Origin of the sequence: Clostridioides sp. ES-S-0048-02 (genome assembly GCF_020658495.1) — a bacterium.
In the GTDB taxonomy this organism is placed as follows: Bacteria; Bacillota; Clostridia; order Peptostreptococcales; family Peptostreptococcaceae; genus Clostridioides.
The window spans coordinates 470,489-487,508 of sequence record NZ_JACVWH010000001.1 but is presented as its reverse complement, the minus strand read 5'-3'; the positions used below and the strand labels follow the sequence as shown (position 1 = coordinate 487,508).

Annotated in this window: 15 protein-coding genes and 1 pseudogene; 5 read left to right on the top strand and 11 right to left on the bottom strand. The window is 26.5% G+C overall.

What is annotated here, in order from left to right; translation table 11 throughout:
• Positions 1–10: 10 nt before the first annotated feature.
• The 3 genes from IC173_RS02285 to IC173_RS02275 all read right to left on the bottom strand — a co-directional run bounded on the left by IC173_RS02285 (position 11) and on the right by IC173_RS02275 (position 3,218).
• The gene (locus tag IC173_RS02285) at positions 11–229 is read right to left on the bottom strand and encodes a hypothetical protein (RefSeq protein ID WP_227432888.1); all 219 of its coding nucleotides are present in this window, start codon (positions 227–229) and stop codon (positions 11–13) included.
• 502 nt (positions 230–731) lie between these two features.
• The gene (locus IC173_RS02280) at positions 732–881 is read right to left on the bottom strand and encodes a hypothetical protein (RefSeq protein ID WP_227855101.1); all 150 of its coding nucleotides are present in this window, start codon (positions 879–881) and stop codon (positions 732–734) included.
• A gap of 234 nt (positions 882–1,115) precedes the next feature.
• Positions 1,116–3,218, bottom strand: a complete 2,103-nt coding sequence (locus IC173_RS02275; RefSeq protein ID WP_227855100.1) for a bifunctional diguanylate cyclase/phosphodiesterase — start codon at positions 3,216–3,218, stop codon at positions 1,116–1,118.
• A gap of 421 nt (positions 3,219–3,639) precedes the next feature.
• Between IC173_RS02275 and IC173_RS02270 the strand changes: the two genes are divergently transcribed.
• From IC173_RS02270 to IC173_RS02255, 4 genes are all read left to right on the top strand, one after another.
• Positions 3,640–3,822, top strand: coding sequence for a hypothetical protein (locus IC173_RS02270; RefSeq protein WP_227432883.1), 183 nt, complete (start codon positions 3,640–3,642; stop codon positions 3,820–3,822).
• Positions 3,823–4,055: 233 nt separating this feature from the next.
• Positions 4,056–4,970 carry a DUF2935 domain-containing protein gene (locus IC173_RS02265; protein WP_227482332.1) on the top strand — a complete coding sequence of 305 codons (915 nt, stop codon included), beginning with the start codon at positions 4,056–4,058 and terminating at the stop codon, positions 4,968–4,970.
• A gap of 445 nt (positions 4,971–5,415) precedes the next feature.
• Positions 5,416–6,063, top strand: coding sequence for a lactate utilization protein (locus IC173_RS02260; protein ID WP_227432881.1), 648 nt, complete (start codon positions 5,416–5,418; stop codon positions 6,061–6,063).
• 563 nt (positions 6,064–6,626) lie between these two features.
• Positions 6,627–7,487: a creatininase family protein gene (locus IC173_RS02255; RefSeq protein WP_227851665.1), complete on the top strand. Its 861-nt coding sequence runs from the start codon at positions 6,627–6,629 to the stop codon at positions 7,485–7,487.
• 892 nt (positions 7,488–8,379) lie between these two features.
• On the opposite strand, the pseudogene IC173_RS02250 reads toward IC173_RS02255, so the two are convergent.
• From IC173_RS02250 to IC173_RS02240, 3 genes and pseudogenes are all read right to left on the bottom strand, one after another.
• Positions 8,380–9,231, bottom strand: a pseudogene (locus tag IC173_RS02250) (4Fe-4S binding protein); the annotation flags it as partial.
• A 10-nt stretch (positions 9,232–9,241) separates the two neighbouring features.
• Positions 9,242–9,391, bottom strand: a complete 150-nt coding sequence (locus IC173_RS02245) for a CD1871A family CXXC motif-containing protein (protein WP_227432878.1) — start codon at positions 9,389–9,391, stop codon at positions 9,242–9,244.
• The gene (locus tag IC173_RS02240; RefSeq protein ID WP_227823733.1) at positions 9,384–9,968 is read right to left on the bottom strand and encodes a TlpA family protein disulfide reductase; all 585 of its coding nucleotides are present in this window, start codon (positions 9,966–9,968) and stop codon (positions 9,384–9,386) included. Before IC173_RS02240 ends, IC173_RS02245 begins: the two co-directional genes overlap by 8 nt.
• A 421-nt stretch (positions 9,969–10,389) precedes the next feature.
• On the opposite strand from IC173_RS02240, the gene IC173_RS02235 reads away from it, so the two are divergent.
• On the top strand, positions 10,390–11,715 hold the full coding sequence (locus tag IC173_RS02235) for an MATE family efflux transporter (protein ID WP_227823732.1): 1,326 nt from the start codon (positions 10,390–10,392) through the stop codon (positions 11,713–11,715).
• Between the two features lie 177 nt (positions 11,716–11,892).
• Here IC173_RS02235 and IC173_RS02230 read toward each other — a convergent pair whose 3' ends face one another.
• The 5 genes from IC173_RS02230 to murJ form a co-directional block, all read right to left on the bottom strand.
• On the bottom strand, positions 11,893–12,684 hold the full coding sequence (locus IC173_RS02230) for an ABC transporter permease (protein ID WP_227855099.1): 792 nt from the start codon (positions 12,682–12,684) through the stop codon (positions 11,893–11,895).
• A complete protein-coding gene (locus tag IC173_RS02225) occupies positions 12,685–13,560 on the bottom strand; it encodes an ABC transporter ATP-binding protein (RefSeq protein ID WP_227855098.1) in 876 nt (291 codons plus the stop codon).
• 3 nt (positions 13,561–13,563) lie between these two features.
• Complete coding sequence (locus IC173_RS02220) at positions 13,564–13,932, bottom strand: GntR family transcriptional regulator (RefSeq protein WP_227432872.1); 369 nt, start codon at positions 13,930–13,932, stop codon at positions 13,564–13,566.
• A gap of 187 nt (positions 13,933–14,119) precedes the next feature.
• On the bottom strand, positions 14,120–14,779 hold the full coding sequence (gene deoC, locus IC173_RS02215; protein WP_227855097.1) for a deoxyribose-phosphate aldolase: 660 nt from the start codon (positions 14,777–14,779) through the stop codon (positions 14,120–14,122).
• Between the two features lie 35 nt (positions 14,780–14,814).
• Positions 14,815–16,359, bottom strand: a complete 1,545-nt coding sequence (murJ, locus tag IC173_RS02210) for a murein biosynthesis integral membrane protein MurJ (RefSeq protein WP_227823729.1) — start codon at positions 16,357–16,359, stop codon at positions 14,815–14,817.
• Between the last annotated feature and the right edge of the window lie 661 nt (positions 16,360–17,020).

The window sequence follows — 17,020 nt, the reverse complement described above, 5'->3', positions numbered from 1 at the left end:
TTAACTTATTCTATTTTTTTATATTCTTTATTCTCTTTATCTGCCAATCCTCATCAGTATTTTCCATTATGTATGTTCTAACTATTTCACCACAATCCAAACATAAATCAGAATATACGGTTGCTACTCCTAGTAAACTATATCTTAATCCAACATTACCAGCATTTCCTTTTCCTCCCCATTTAATATTTTTTTGAATTTTCTCACTAGCACAGTTAGGACATTTCATGTTTATACCTCCCAAAATTATCATATATTTTATGTACAAGTATGTATATTTGAATTCATTTAGTGTCTATACAATCTTTGATTTACTTATATATTACCAAAAGTTTGTGTACTGAATATGAACTGCATTAGAAGAATTTTAGAATTTAAAAAGACTAAACTTACCCAAACTTAGTCTTTTTAAGGTGGAATTACATATTATGTCTCAAGTTCTAGGAATCGAACCTAGATTAAACACCAGTACCTGTATAATGAGTGAAGTTACCAAGTGCCACCCGATTTTTAGACTTTGAATTAAGATACAAAATTGTATGAGATTTTAATCTCAATTCAAATACTTAATATAGTGTATTAATAGATTTTGAACACAATTAGAATTGAACTAGCATCATCAATCATATTATATAAATATTTTTTTTGAATAATTGTATCAATTTGTGGTATAATAAAAAACAAGAAGAACTACAATCTATTGTCAGTAGAGTGGAGTTCGTAATTTAAAATTACTCATTTTTACGGAATGTGATTTTTAAATCAAATTCCCAACCACTCTTAGTTGTCGCTTCGAGTGGTTTTTTACATTTTCCAAATAGTTTGTTAACTATAAAACTGGCAACTAAACGTTCTAGTACACCTCGTAAAAAAATATCCATGCACAATTCACCTCCCTTCTTAACGTTGGGAGGATATTCTTTACGCATGAACCTCACTCTTTAGATTGTAGACTGCTTCTTCTTGTTAACCCTATTATAGCATATATATTTACATAATCTACCTATATTTTACTTTTTCTTTATTTTTATCTAAGGTTAAATGTCAGTTAAAATTAAAATATATTTACTTGCTAGATTATATAAGTAAATGTGAAATTGAAAATTTGATTAGTATTAGATATCTAATTTTAAAATAGCTAAAATTTCTCTTGCTGTTTGCGGCTTTCCAAAAAAATATCCCTGTATGTAATCTGGTTTCATTTGCTTAACTAAATCATACTCCTCCTGTGTTTCTACTCCTTCTAAACACACTCTTATGCCTACATCATGACAAATTGCAACAATAAATCGTATGAATGTAGCATCAAACTTACTTTTTAATATGTCTTTGACAAATACTCTATCAATTTTAACTATATCTATTGGAGAAAATTTTAAAATCTCTAAAGAAGAGTACCCTGTACCAAAATCATCCATAGCAATACGAATTCCTAAACATTGTAGAATTTCAAACTTATCTTGTAAAACACTCATATTTTGTACTGTATGACTTTCTGTCAACTCTAATACAAGATTTTGATAAGGAAAACTTTCCTCAGATATAATTTTAATTACATCCTCAATAAACGTCTCCTCTAATATTTGTACAGCTGAAATATTTACGCTTACTGTAAAAAGAGGATTATAATCAATCCAATCACTACAAGTACGTAATGCCATTCGAAGTACCCATGCTCCCACATCATTTATCATGTCATTTTCTTCCAAAATTGGAATAAATTCTAAAGGAGAAATTGCTTCACCTTTTTGGTTAGTCCATCTTAAAAGTGCTTCTACACCTATTATTTTATGACTTTGCGTGTCTACTTGTGGCTGAAATCTAAGACTAAATCCTCGAAAATTATCATTAATTGATGCTTTCAACTCCCACATCATTTCCAATGAATGCATTTTATTTTTCAAGATTTTTTCAGAGAAAAAAACAAGTTTATTCTTTCCATGTTCTTTAGCATACTGTAAAGAATAGCTAGCATATTTATAAAGTTCTTTTACTGTATCTCCATGCTTTGGATATATAGCACATCCAGTAGAAATTGTTATATTTAATCCATATTTTCTCCACAAGTGAAGATGTATAATCAAATTCTGTATTTGTTCATATAGAATTCGAATGTCATTTTCTTCAACATTATCAACAAGAATTCCCATTTCATCACCATCAAGTTTATAAAGTTCAGCATTACCTGGCAAAATAGATTTTATAGATTGTGCTAAAGTTTTTATTATGTTATCTCCAAAGGCTCTATCATATATCTCATTAACATTCTTAAAGTCATCAATATTTAGTAGCATTATGCATAATTTTTCAATCATGGGATTTGAAAGTTTTTCTTCAAATACACTCATAAACTCATAGTAATTCAATAACTGTGTTAATGGGTCAATCTTATTTTGTTTACCTAACTGCGTCATAATTCCTGCAAAAATACTTGGCTCTCCAAATTCATCACGCATTAATTGGCCTTTACACTTTAACCATATATATTCTCCACTACGATTTTTAGCTCTAAATTCAACTGTATGATAATCCATATAATCTTTACCTATTTCCATATTTGACTTATAAAAACGATTCCAGTCCTCTGGATGTACAATTTTTTTCCAATATTCAAGTGGATTTTCCACAATTTCTCCTGGTAAATCAAATAATTCAACTTGTGATGGTGAATATCGAAATACTCCTGTTTTGAAGTTACATATATATATATATTCATCTGTACCTCTAATAAGAGCATCATAAAGTAAAGTGGAATCATAATCAAATTTATCTCTTGATATATTTAAATACTCAAAGTTCTCTTTTTTTTCATCGTTATCTGATACTTTATAAAACTCATCAATCTTAAGTTGTTTGTTTAAATCTATAGAGTTTGTAATATCTATAGATTGATGTATATGAACAGTTGTCCCATCATACCATGTAATTAAACTATCATAATTCTCAAAAACTCTATTTAACTTATTACATTTTTCATACCATTTTATTGATACTCCTTTTTTATTGCTCGCCAGTAATTCTGAAATCTTACAACAACTGCAAGGAATATTTTTTTCGGGATATAATACTTCCCAACAGACTTTTCCTTCTGGAACTAAAATACTATATTCTTCTTTCATATTTTCATTCATAAAAATAATTTTATTAGTATGAATATCTGTAATATATATATTAGTCTTTATCTGATTTAATATAATTTCAATGTTATGTCTGTTCATATACATGCCTCCTTTATTGTTACTATTACTTATAACAACATTTCCAAAATTATTTTTTATTACAGAGGATTGCTTAATCATTTATATATACACATTAAATAGCTTAATTTACTGGGGAAATTTATCACTTCATATTCTAAATTATAGTTGATAAAAAAAAATACATCAATATCCTATTTACCAATTTAAATGATATATAAAAAATCTATTTGATAATGGATTTTCCCAATATCTTACTTGGTTTCTTATTCATGAATATATAACAAAACAGCTATCCAGTTTTGCAATTATAACAACCAGTTTTGCATACCCACTTGTAAAATTTTTCTAGCCAATATATCATACTATATAGGTTATCAAATGAAATAATACATGCTATTTACTGAATATTTTAATTTTTCGTTTTTTAGGGGGATTGGTTGTGTTTAAAGATAAAATTGATGAATGTGTCCATATAATGACTGCATATATTGCTAATTTAAAAGAATACTATTCATTTATAGAAACTCAAATCGATGATTTTATTAAAAAATATGGCGAAGATACTGTGGAGTCATGTCTCCATAGAATAATGATTTTATTATGTGAGTGTGGTTTGGCATAGAGTCAAGTATATTAAGTAGGCAAAAAGAATTTTATATAAGATTCTTCTTGCCTACTTTTATGTATTTTAGCTTTAATAGTTTTATCCAAAAGTTATGTATTCAAAACTAAAATCTAATAATAAATCTTAAAACTAGTAACAAGAGAATTTAATTAATTTATTTCTAATATACATAAAATCAAATCTTAGGAATAAAGTATTATAAACAAGATAATTTTTAAAGGGAGGAAGTTATGATAGATAATCAAAAATATGTTATTTTATCACTTGAATTACACTTATTTTTTTCAAGAATCATGAAAGAGCATTCTCTTTTTTTGGAAGCAGGATTCACACCTAAGGATTACAATCTTGCTCTAGAAGCTGACCACTATAAAAAGCAATTTGAGGAATTATTATCATATGCTGTTAGTGCTAGCAATGGTGTAATTAGACCTGATATATTATATTCAGAAGAAATTGTCACTAGTCATACATTGAATGCAGAAAAAAAGACAGAGGAATTTACAGGAATAGAAATAAATCAAAACATAACCACAAGAGAATTAAATTTACAAAGTGGTGTAAATCCACAGGTTAGCCAAGATTTAGTAAATTATGTAGCTCAGCTTAACTCAGATTCACTAAAGTTACTTGATGGACTTATTAATCTAAAGGAAAGAGTTCTAGATGGAGTGCTATCATGCAATCTATTTACCTCAAATTACCCTCTACTTATTGAACATATAATACATGAAGCTAACTTATATCGTTCCTATGTAATTGACCTAGAAAATAAAATAGATATTGATTCAAAAGATTTTAAAGAGATAGAATTATTTTGGGATCAAATTATGATGGAGCATGCATTGTTTATAAGAGGATTACTTGACCCATCTGAAAATGAACTAATCAATACTTCAAACGAATTTGCTGCAAAATTTAAGGAATTAATAGAAGAAGCAAATAAAATGAATGATGCTACTATAAATAGTATGACAGATAAAACTCTAGATGAAACAGTTGAATTCAAAGATTTTAAAGAGGCTGGAGTATCTGGAATAGAAGAATGTAAAATAAAATCTATAATATTGCCACTTTTAGCAGACCATGTGTTAAGAGAAGCCAATCATTATATCAGAATATTGGAAAACTACAAAAATATGTAATTAAAAAACTCTAAACAAATTTATATAACATAAAATTAATTAAAGTAAAGATGCATCTAAACTGCTTCTTTACTTTTTTATTATTCAATAGAACTTAAGTCATTTATTTATAATAAATATTTGTGAAAAAATCATATAATCAACTACAATTTACAACATTCTTATATAGTAGTTTTAAAAATAAGAACTCTTAACAGAACTATTTTTCCACTTGATTATTTACTAAAAATTAATAATATACATCTTATAATAAAAACTTATTTGTGTTATAACTATATTGTAACTATTTTCATAATTTTAGGAAAAGTTAATAATAAAATTGGTTTTATGTAAGCTTATTTTGTATAATCTTTTCTTTATCTTTATTTATACAATTATCTAGTAGGTAAATTTAATTAGCATAATAGTTACAACTTTAAAATTTAAATACAGGAGTGATTTTAGTATGATAAGACAAACACCATTAGAAAAACGTTACGATAAGTTAGGTCCAAACATCGTTACAGCTCTTAAAAAACGCTATTTTGATGCTTATTACTGTAAAACTAAAAACGATGCTTTACAACAAATTTTAGATTTAATTCCTCAAAATCATACAGTCTCATGGGGAGGTTCTGAAACTCTTAAGGAAATGGGTGTACAAATTGCTGTTAAAAATAAAGGATATAAAGTTATTGATAGGGATTTGGCAAAAAGTCCAGAAGAAAGAACAGAAATTATGCGTCAAGCACTTCTATGTGATACTTTTTTAATGAGTAGTAATGCTATTAGTGAAGATGGTCAGCTTTTTAATATTGATGGGAATGGAAATCGTGTAGCTGCAATGATTTTTGGACCAAAAAATGTTATAGTTGTTGCTGGCATGAATAAGATTGTAAAAAATATTGGTGATGCAATACAAAGAACTAGAACAATTGCTGCACCAGCAGTTGTACAGCGTTTTCAAGATGTTAATACTCCTTGCTATATTAATGGTAGTTGTATAGATTGCACAAGTCCTGAAAGTATTTGTGCATATATGGTAACTACAAGAATCAGTCGTCCAGCAAATAAGATAAAAGTAATATTAGTTGGAGAAAATCTTGGTCTATAAAATACATCTGTAAACAAAAATAATTACATAAATAATAAAATAATGTTACATAGTTTACCTACATAAGTGATAGAGAGAAAATTCTATATAAAATTTTCTCTCTATCACTTTTACCTTGTCCTCAAATTTCTATATTCCAATTTTCTTAAATACTATTTCCCTTAGAAATCAAAATATCTACTACTTTTATTATTTAAACTTCTATAATATATAATTTAAATTGTATTTCTAATAAAGTTTTCATAAATACCATAAAGTTTTTTGTTTTAATTTCCGATTGGTGTTTTTTGAATAAATATCTTCTATTTTTTAATAGTACTATACTTGCTCTTTATATTTAGTCTAAAAAATATTGTAATAAATTTATAAGCATTAACTTTTTCACTTAACAATTATTAAAAGAATCGTCGTTGTTTTTAAAATCAGAGTTATTTCTTTCTTGACACTAATATGTATATATATTACTATTTATATAAAGTACTATATATACATATTAGTGTTAATTATTATGTATATAGAAAATAATATCACTACTAAAATAAATTTTCAGGAGGTTCAAGGCTATGAATTATAACTTACTTACTCTTTCATGGGAAGATATTTTGAATTTAGACAAAGAAAAACTAGTAGTATTTGTTGGTATAGCTCCAATTGAGGAACATGGTAGACATTTACCAATAGGTGTGGATATTTATGAAACAGATGAATGGATTAACCTTGCAATTAATAAACTAGACTCAATTTTACCTAGCTATTGTTATGGAAAACTGCCTATAATACCTTTGGGCTTTGCAGATATGGGAACTTTCCCAGGTAATATTCATATTAGCCGTGAATTAATTTACAAAATAATTTATAGTACATTAAAGAACATAGTCAAATGGGGTGTTAAAAATATCGTTGTTATATCTGCTCATGCTGACCCACTACATACAATTGCTATAGAACAAGCCTGTGAATCAATCAACAAAGAATATGGCATAATTTCCATTGCACCTATGGGTTCAATTTTTAATTGCGAACAAAAGGGAATCTTAAGAAAATTTTCTAATTCTATTAAAGAAAAAATCAAATTATTTCCAAATGATTTTCACGCAGGCTGGATTGAAACATCTAATATGTTATCACTCTATCCAGAATTAGTAAATGATAATTACCAAGAACGCCCTGATATATCTATTCAAGATAACGAAATGATGAACATCCAAAAAGTTATCAATACAATTAAAAATGAAGGTCATATTGGATTTCCTAAAGAGGCAAGTGAAGAATTGGGAGTTGAACTAAACAATGACATTGGAGAACAAATATACATAGCTACACATAATTTTATTCTTCGTTCTAATTATGAAAAATATATGAATCATCCTTTATATCATGTCCCAAACTTAAAATTTAAAACTTATAATTACTATAATACTTAATTTTTCAAATCAATATAATCTATTTATAACCTATAAAAAATACCTACATAAACTCTTATAAATAACATAAATAGTATAATAAAAGTGGCACTTATAATTAAGTGCCACTTTTATTATACTATTTATGTTACATATTTAATTATTTTTATATAATTCAAGCAAATATTTATATTGCCAATTATGTTCTTTATTAGCATCTTTATTTCTATAAGAAACAACTTTTACATAATAAACTTCTACATATTGACCATAATTTTAATAAATTATTGAGTATGTTTTATCTATAAATTTAGTTTTTTTATTCTCCATCAAGTTTTTTAAAATAATCTTTATTATACTCAGCTAGATAATCTGTACCTCCTCCAGTAATTACATTTAAAAGTTTCATTGCAAATTCAGGGCTAGCTTTACATATATAATTTTCCCCAGACTTAACGACTTCTAAAGCAATTGTAAACTCTTTTTTATTTGCAGAATCAATGTCCTTCATAGTTGGATTAGGCATCATTTCTCCTAATTTAGGAGGATTCTTTTTTAATATAGAAACCATATCTGTATTATTAATTTTTAAATCTACAATAACTTTATCGTCTTTTTTCTTTATATTTTCGATTTTCCAAGACATATTTTTAGAATACATTTTAAATCCTTCTTTGTCACTATAGATAAAACTACCTAACCCTGATTCTGGAAAATATTTATCTACTTTATCAGAATCTTGAGTCTTTATTGCATTAAACATATTATCTACTTCACTTTTTATTTTATTGTCATTATTACACCCAGTTAATACTAATACTGAGATTGCAAACATCATAATACATATAGTAATCTTCTTCATTAAATTATTTCCCCTTACATTTTTTTTAAATATTGATTTATTCTTTATATTTTTTGAAAAAGTTACAGTAATTGCATTTTTAGGGCACACTTTTATACAATCACCACATCTAATACATTCTAAACTATTTACATCTTCATATATTGGAATATCAAGCTTACATTTTGACTGACATACTGTACAATTTGTACATTTATCTTTATCAATTTTAAATCTATATATTGAAATAGGATTAAAGAAACTATAAATTGCACCTAAAGGACATAAGTACCTACAAAATGGTCTATAAATCATTATTGACACTAATAAAATCAATATCAAAATACTTAATTTCCAGCTAAATAAGAATCCTATGGATTCTTTTAAACTTTCATTTTCTAAAATAAGAGGTACCCCACCTAATAATGTACCTGAAGGACAAATCCACTTGCAAAACCAAGGATTACCACCACCTGCTACATTTACAATAGTAATTGGTAAAATAATTACAAAAACTATTAAAACTATGTATTTTAGATATTTTAAATATTTGTCACCATAAACTTTTTTTACTTTTAATGGAAATGGTATTTTATATAATAAATCTTGAATAAGTCCAAAAGGACAAAGCCATCCACAAACAAAGCGTCCAAAAAAAGCTCCAAATGCCATTAAAAATCCTACAACATAAAATGAAAATTTATAATCCCTACTTGATAAAACGGCTTGTAGTGAACCCATTGGACATGCACCTAGTGCCCCTGGACAAGAATAGCAATTTAATCCAGGTACACACAAGTTTTTACTTTCTCCACCATAAATAGTCCCTTGCAAAAAACCATTTATATATCCATTTGTTAATGCTGTAAATGCAATCTGAGTAATAATTCTTATATTATTGTTTATTTTTGATAATAACTTCATGATTGCTCTCCTAACCAATACCAATACATTCAAGGCAAATCATAATTGCTTTAGTTAATACTATATTTGCTTCTCCACGATATATGCCCAATACAATAAATGAAATACCAATTACAATAATAGAAATACCTTTTTTATTTTCTTTAATAAAGTTACTCATTACTTTTTACCATCTTTAATCTTTCATCTATAATTTTTTTCCATTCTTCTTTGCTATTTGCACCTGCAACTTTGTCACCTACAAATTTCCCGTTCTTGTCTACAAAATAAGTTGTTGGAAACTCTATAATTCTTTTAAAATCAGTCTTTTTCAAACCTTCAGATACTGTTAATTGTTGATAGGTAGCATTTGATTTTTTCATAATATCTTTAACTAAGTCTCTCTCTTCATCCGAAAGACCAGTTTTCATATCAGCTCCATCCACTTCTACAACTAATCCCTTTATAGCTACATTTGAATTATTACTTGCATATTCTTTTGATAAAGCTTCAAGTTCTGGCATCTCACCTACACATGGACCACACCAGGTAGTCCAAACATTAATAAGAGTAAGGTCTTTACTTGAAAACACCTCCTTTGTTACCTTATTTCCATCTACATCTTTGGTTTCTAGATTAAAAAACCATTCACTATTCTTTTCGCTTGTGTCTATAGGCTTAGACTCTTTTTTACTACAACCAGAAAGTATACCTAAAGCAAAAACACATCCCAAAACTAATACAAAAAACCTTTTCATACTTCACACTCCTAATATCTATATAATATATAAAATTGTTGATTGAAATAAAAGTAACCTATTCTCTATACTATAGTTATTATATTTAATAAATAATAGCCAACCTAAGGAAAACTATATTGAATATATATAGTTACTAAAATATACTTCTTATCAAACAAAATCTTATATATATGATAAGCTGTAAAACTTAAGATTATATACCTATATTTCTAAAGATTTTCTTAAGATATAATTATCTTTTTCAATAGAGTATAGTTATTCTTTCAATAAAAGTTCATTAATCGCTATTCTATAAATCCTACGAAACATAAGTTATTATTGATTTAAAGCCATTTATAATATTAACAAAGTTTTTCTTGACTATATAGTTACTATATACCTTATTATATATAGAGAGTAATAAAAGGAGGTAAAATTTATGGAAAATTTATTTACAAGAAAATTCACTACTTTTGAATTTCTAAAATTTGTTTCTCCTGCAATTATATCCATGGTATTTATATCTTTATACACAATAATAGATGGTATATTTGTGTCAACATTAGTTGGCTCAGATGCTCTTGCTAGTATAAATATTGTACTACCCATAATCAACCTTGTTTGTGGTTTTGGAATAATGATGGCAACTGGTGGAGGAGCTATAGTTTCTATACGTATGGGGGGAAATAGACAAGATGAAGCCAATTCTACATTTTCTTTTATAGTTTTATTTTCATTGATTATTGGAATTTTATTCACAGTAATCTCGTATTTTTTTGTCAAAGAAATATCTATTTTACTTGGAGCAACAGATAAACTACTACCTTATTGTATAACTTATGGTAAGGTTATGATTTTATGTACACCTTTTTATATTTTAAAATTTATATTTGAATATTTTACAAGAACTGATGGAAACTCTAAACTTAGTTTATTTCTATCAGTAATTGGAGGTGTAACAAATATAATATTAGATTATGTGTTTATTAAATATTTTGGAATGGGTCTTCTAGGTGCTGCGGTTGCAACTGCTATAGGTATCATTTTAACTTGTATTTTAGGTATAGCCTACTTCTTATCAAGTAAATCTACATTAAAATTAAAAAAACCAAAAACTGATTTTAGACTTATAAGAGATACAATGATAAATGGTTCTTCTGAAATGGTTACAGAATTATCTACAGGAATTACAACATTCTTATTTAATATAGTTGCTTTAAGATTAGCTGGAGAAACTGGACTTGCAGCTCTTACTATAGTACTTTATGCTCACTTTTTGATGACATCGGTTTATCTAGGTTTTGCTGCTGGAGTATCACCATTGATAAGTTATAATTTTGGTGCTGAAAATAGTGATAAGTTAAAAGAAACATTTAAGCATTCTTTAAAATTTATATTTGTTTCTTCTATTTTAGTTTTTATTGTAGCTTTAGTTTTTGCACCACTTATTGTTAGGGTTTTTGTAAATCCTGATAATGGAGTATTTGGTTTAGCTTTACAAGGTCTAAAAATATTTGCTTTTGCTTTTTTATTTGTTGGTATAAATATATTTGCATCAGGATTTTTCACAGCATTTCACAACGGAAAAATTTCAGCTATTATATCTTTTAGTCGTGCCTTTGTTTTTGTAATTATAGGAATTGTAATTCTTCCTCCTATATTGCATCTAAATGGATTATGGCTTACTGTTCCATTTGCTGAAATTATAACTATATTTATATCTATATTGTTTATAAAAAAATATAAGAGTAAATATAAGTATTAGTAAAATATATATTTGTTAAAATTAGTAAAGCTAGCTTAAAGTGACCGTATTTAAATTTCTCTTTAGAAACTTTATATTTGCAATGAAATTAAAGCCCTTAAAATCCAAAACAAATGGTTTTTAAGGGCTTTTTACTATTAATATTTAAATCTACTTTTAAGGTAATTTCTATTTTAACTATAATAAATCATTTGCATAATCCTTAATTGGAGCTCTTCTAAGTAGTAATATTATTAAGGCTACACAAACAAATATAGTTCCTACTTTTAACCCTAATAAAATAGAAGTATTTTCAAATAAAATAATAATTTTATCTAAATATGTAATCATTTTTTGCATATGTTTAATTGCAAAATTAACTACATAAATTAATATCAATATTGGTAGTCCTATCAATAGAGTAAAGCTAGTAGCTTTTCTAACCCTATACGTAAAAGCACCCAATAAAGCGCCTATCAAACCTATACATATTTCACTAATACATAAATTTATAAAATAATTTAAGTAAGCTAGTGGCATATTTGTTGTTGATGATTTTATTATCATGGGTATAGAGGTCCAAATTAAATCTTGCTTCAGTAAAGCTAACATATCTACCTTATAACCAGTTATAAACTCCATAGATAACTTTGATAAAAATATTAAAACTATACTTATAATAGAAAGAACAAAGGACAAAATAATTAAGGTTAGTATAATAGCTTTTATACAATTCTTTCTATCTGCCCTTATACTTAAAGCCCCTGAAAAATCTTTATTTACTATGGATATTCCATATACAAATATTAGTATACTTATATAGTTTAAAAGTGTCGTTGTGAAAGATGATAAGTCTTGTTTAGGCAAATTAGCAAAAGTTACAATAATAAGTGGTAAAACATTTAAAAAAGCACCCATTACCAAAAATAAAATTATATATAGTTTTGTATTTTTATTAAAAAATTTCATATATGGTCTTAATTCATTCAATTACAAAACCTCCTTTTTAGTCATACTTACAAACATATCTTGTAATCCTATGTATCCTACATCTATATTTGAATTTTCAATTATATTTTCATCGTTTTTACTAAAGTCACCATAGTAAAAGTAGGCAACTGTATTTCCAAATGATTTTTTAGGCTTTACATTTCTTATTGCTTCTAATTTTTCTACTTCTTCTCTGCTTCCAGTAATATAATGAGCTTTTTGTTTTATAGTATCAATATCTTCATCTATAATAATCTTACCTTCATTTAATATTATTACATGCTCTAATAAATCATCTATTTCATCAATCAAATGAGTTGATATTATTATCGTTCTTGGATTTTTTATATAATTATCTAAGATTACATTATAAAATTCTTGCCTGTTTACTGCATCTAGACCAATTGTTGGTTCATCAAATATAGTGATGGCTGAATTGGAACAAATTCCTATTATATTTGAAAGTATAGTCTTCATTCCCCTAGACAATTTTCTATACTTTTTCTTTATATTTAAATCAAAATATTTACATAGTTTTTCTTCTAATGCCTTATCATAATTTTTATAGAAGCTAGAAGAAAACTCGAATATTTGACCTACTTTAAAGTCTGAATTATAAAATTCTTTTTCTCTTACAATACAAATATCTTCCAATACTTTTAAATCTTCTTTTATATTTTTTCCTGAAATTTCTATATCTCCTTCACTTTGAATTAATTGATTTACTATTATATTCAATAATGTAGTTTTCCCAGCACCATTTTTTCCTAATAAACCATATATTTTATTTTCTTCAAAATTCAGAGACATGTTATCAAAAATCTTTTGTTTTTTGAAGCTATGAGACAAATTTTTTATCCTGATAGAGTTACTCATACATTACTCCCCCTTAAAATTTATTATAATATCAACTAATTCTTCTCTGTTTATCTCTAATTTATCTGCTTCTTGAAGTAGATTTTTTATAAAATTATTTTTAAAGTTTTCTTTCCTAACTTCTTTTATTATACTTCTTGCCCCCTCTGATACAAACATTCCTATCCCTCTCTTCTTGTATAAAATATTCTTATCAACTAATGTATTTATTCCTTTCAAGACTGTAGCAGGATTAATTTTATAAAGCTTTGAAAGTTCAGTTGTTGATGGAACCTGCTCTTCTTCTTTTATTCCATCTGATAGTATTTCATCTTCAATTGCTCGTGCTATCTGAATAAATATGGGTTCTTCATTATTTAATATTAATTTCATAGGTTCCTCCTTCCCAAGTTAGTTAATTACTTAAGTAACTAACTATAAGACTATAATATATTATAAAGTTTTTTCTGTCAAGATTAAATAAAAAAAACAGAGGGAAATTTCCCTCTGCCTTTTGTTCTATAAATTTATAATTAAACTAATATCTAGTTGTCATTGTTTTATCCATTAATTAATAGTTTTAATAACCTGTTATGTCTTCATTTTTTAATATTTTACATATTGAGCTAGTACCTAATCTTTCAGCACCTGCCTCTATAAATTTTTCTGCATCAGAAATCGATTTAACGCCTCCAGCAGCCTTTATCTTAACATTTTCTCCAACATGCTCTTTCATAAGCTTTATATCTTCCAAAGTAGCTCCACCTGTTCCCATTCCAGTAGATGTCTTTATAAAGTCTGCACCAGACACTGTTACTATCTCACACATCTTTACTTTTTCACATTCCTCTAAATAACATGTTTCTATAATAACTTTTAATATTTTATTTCCAATAATTGCTTTTATTTCTTTTATCTCATTTTCTATCTTCTCATAGTCCCCATTTTTAATATCTGAAATATTTACAACCATATCAACTTCATCTGCTCCATTTTTAATTGCATCTTCAGCTTCAAATACCTTTGTTGCAGTAGTTTGATATCCTAGAGGAAATCCTATTACTGTACATACCTTTATTTTACTATTTAAATATTCTGCTGCTCTTTTTACATATGATGGTGGTATACAAACTGATGCTACATTCATGTTTATAGCCTCATCACACAAAACCTTAATATCTTCCCATGTCGTTGTAGCCTTTAAAATGGTATGGTCTACCGTTTTTAATATGTGTTTCATAAAATCCTCCTAAATATATAATTAATATAGTTAAACTAGTTTTTTAAGTGTAACTTTCTTTTTGCAATATTTAATATCATATCAACTTCTTCAACTTTAAAAATGGTCATTAGTAATGTGTAAATTCCACCTCCAACTATTACTGAAATGGTTAATGATACTAACTCGTTAAGAGTACCTACGCCTAAAAGTCCAAATATAAATTTATACGTAAAATATGATAAAATTCCCATAATAACTGATGCTACTAATGATTTTAAGGTTGCTTTTATTATCTTATCTTGTCCAAAATAACCTACTTTCCTTCTTAAATTTATGAAAAGTAACAATATACATGCAATTGATGATGAACTAGTTGCAAGAGCAAGACCACCATGAGCCATAGGTTTTATTAAAATTAAATCTAGCACTATATTTACACAAACAGATATAATACCATTTACCATAGGTGTTTTTGTATCTTGTAATGAATAAAAAACTTTACCTAATATATCTCTAAGTCCAAATGCAGTCATTCCAACTGCATAGAAAACTAAAGCAGTTGCTGTCATTTGAGTTGCTCTAGCATCAAAAGCTCCTCTTTCAAATATAATTCTAACAACTGGATTTGCAAAAACAATAGACCCAACTGAAATAGGAATCATAGAAATTATTATCATATTGACACTAGATTTAACTGAACTAGTAAATTTTTTTTGATTATTCTCTGCACTTAATTTTGACAGCATTGGGTACATAACAGACACTATTGAGGCTGTAAATGTCCCTGTAACAAAACCATTTAACCTATCTGCATAAGTAAGTGCTGGTATACTACCTTTAACTAATGTAGATGCTAAAGTTGTATCAACTAATGAGTTTACTTGATTAACAGCAACACCTATAAACACTGGTGAAAGTAATACCAGCAATTTTATAAGACTATCATCTTTAAAGTCTAAGTAAAATGAATATTTGTAATCTGTTTTTTTAACAAAAAACATGTAAAAAAGTAGCTGAACTATCATAGCAACTACCGCACCAACTGGAAGTACATATGGTCCAAACACGGTACTTATCATTATTGAAATAATTATTACTATATTATAGGGTATACTACCAAATCCAACTATGATAAAATTTTCTTTTATTTGTAAAAATGCTGACATAACACTAGTAATACCTATAAATATTATTCCTGTTATAAGTACTTTAGTAAATTTTACAGTAAGCTCAAATCTCTCGCCTTCAAATCCTATAGCAAATATACTCACAAGTTGTTTTGAAAAAATCACACCCAGTATAGCTACAATTATGCATATACCAACTATTATATTTAAGACATTGTTTAAAAATTTTACTGCCTGTTTTTCACCTTGTTTACTACTTATGTCTTGATACATAGGTATAAAAGTAGTAACTATAGCAGTTCCTATTGCTGCAAATATAATATTTGGTATATTCATAGCGGTCAAATAACTTTCTGTATACAAACCTGTTCCATAAATTGATGATAAAACTAATTCTCTACCCATGCCAAGAATCTTAGATATTACAGTAACTATCATCAAATAAAAAGTTGCTTTAGCCACTTTGCTCATTTCATCACTCCACTTCTAACACACTTCTTTTAGTTCAGTAAAAGCTAGCCTATTATATATAATTTAATCTATTATTCCTACATTTTCTGAAGATAATAGTAGTTGTTTATTCTTTAATATATCATAAATAACATTATTTTTTATGTTTTTTATTTATACAACATTTTCTATAATCGCAATTTAAATCTAATAGAATAAATTTAATTGAATTCACAGAAATGGAGTTATTATTTTCTAATCTAGGTAAAACAAAACACTTATATTAGCAATATCTTTAAATTTCATTTTATTCATTTCTTATAACTTAATAATCTCAACATAAGGAAAATATATAATCATTTTTAAGTTATATTTTAACATATTTTATCTATTTTGAAAAATTTTAATCACTTTTACTAAATAACTATTTATTTAAAGAAAATCCAAAAAAATATTCTCCTCAATGAAGAATACTTAACAGAGATATATAAGTGCATTTTAAATAAAGTACATCAATATGATTATTAATAGTCGTCAATAAGCTAATAAAAACTCAACTTTTCTGCAAGTTAAAGTAATGTAAAGGTAATTTTTATTTTATTAATCTCATATTTTCCTATTGAAAAACCATTATTGATTATGTGTAAGTATGACAAAAGAAAAAACAAAAGTAGGAGAATCT